We start from the raw sequence: 1491 nt of genomic DNA on the forward strand, positions 1-1491 counted from the left end.
ACATTGCCCTCTTCCCGCATGATCACACCCGCCCCCAAAAAGCCGATGCCCGACACCACGTAAGCGACCACGCGCACCGCGCCTTCCGCACCACCGAGCCGGTTGGCCATGTCGACAAAGATCGCCGCGCCTACCGCCACCAGCACATTGGTGCGCAGCCCCGCGGTGCGCTGGCGATATTGGCGCTCGAAACCGATCAAGCCACCGAGGATAAATGCCGCGCTGAGGCTGACGACGGTGTCGACCAGGGAGTTGAGGTTGATGTTGTTGATTGCCTGCATAAAAAATCTCCATGAATGCAGCGACAAATTGGAAAACACCGTGGGTTCCTGTGGGAGCTGGCTTGCCTGCGATAGCGGTACACCGGCCAATGAATCTGGCGACTGATACACCGCCATCGCGGGCAAGCCCGGCTCCCACAGGGTTTGCGGTGTTGCATGGCACTCACTACTGCCAGCCAAACCTGCGGATGTAGTAGCCTTTCACCGCTTGGGTCAGCGCCATGTACGCCAGCAAAATCACCGGCAGGAACACAAAGTACAGCGACGGCAGCGCCTGCAATTTGAAGTAATGCGCCAACGGCCCCATCGGCAGGAAAATCCCCACGGCCATGATCACGCCGGTCATCAGCATCAACGGCAGCGCTGCACGGCTTTGCAGAAACGGGATTTTCGGGGTGCGGATCATGTGCACGATCAGGGTCTGGGTCAGCAGCCCCACCACAAACCAGCCGGATTGGAACAGCGTCTGGTGGTCTGGCGTGTTGGCATCAAACACATACCACATGAGTGCGAACGTGGTGATGTCGAAGATCGAACTGATCGGCCCGAAAAACAGCATGAAGCGCCCCACCTCGCCTGGCTGCCAGCGTTGTGGCGTGGCAAGCATCTCGTCATCGACGTTGTCGAACGGAATCGCGATCTGCGAGATGTCATACAGCAGGTTTTGCACCAGCAGGTGCATCGGCAGCATCGGCAAAAACGGGATGAAGGCACTGGCCACCAACACCGAGAACACGTTGCCGAAGTTGGAACTGGCGGTCATCTTGATGTACTTGAGCATGTTGGCGAAGGTGCGCCGGCCTTCCAGTACGCCCTCTTCCAGGATCATCAGGCTCTTCTCCAGCAGGATGATGTCGGCCGCTTCCTTGGCGATGTCCACCGCACTGTCCACCGAAATACCGATATCCGCCGTGCGCAACGCCGGAGCATCGTTGATGCCATCGCCCATAAAGCCCACCACATGCCCGTTGGCCTTGAGCAGGCGCACGATGCGTTCCTTGTGGCTGGGGGTGAGCTTGGCAAACACATTGGTAGTTTCCACGGCCAGGGCCAGTTCGGCGTCGCTCATGGCTTCGATGTCGTTGCCCATCAGCAAGCCTTGTTGTTCCAGGCCCACTTCGCGGCAGATCTTCGCCGTGACCAGTTCGTTGTCGCCGGTCAACACTTTGACCGCCACGCCGTGGGCCTTCAGGGCCTTGAGGGCGGGTGC

At 59.4% G+C, this 1491-nt stretch carries 2 protein-coding genes; both read right to left on the bottom strand.

The annotated features are described in order from the left end of the window. Window positions 1-281, bottom strand: a 281-nt coding sequence (locus GIW04_RS30645; protein WP_236479604.1) for an MgtC/SapB family protein, incomplete at its 3' end; no start/stop codon positions are given. Window positions 282-447: 166 nt separating this feature from the next. Next, window positions 448-1491 (bottom strand): magnesium-translocating P-type ATPase (gene mgtA / locus GIW04_RS30650; RefSeq protein WP_236479605.1); only part of this gene is annotated, 1044 nt, incomplete at its 5' end.

Origin of the sequence: Pseudomonas sp. PA-4-8C, assembly GCF_021606625.1 — a bacterium.
Taxonomy (GTDB): Bacteria; Pseudomonadota; Gammaproteobacteria; order Pseudomonadales; family Pseudomonadaceae; genus Aquipseudomonas; species Aquipseudomonas lactis.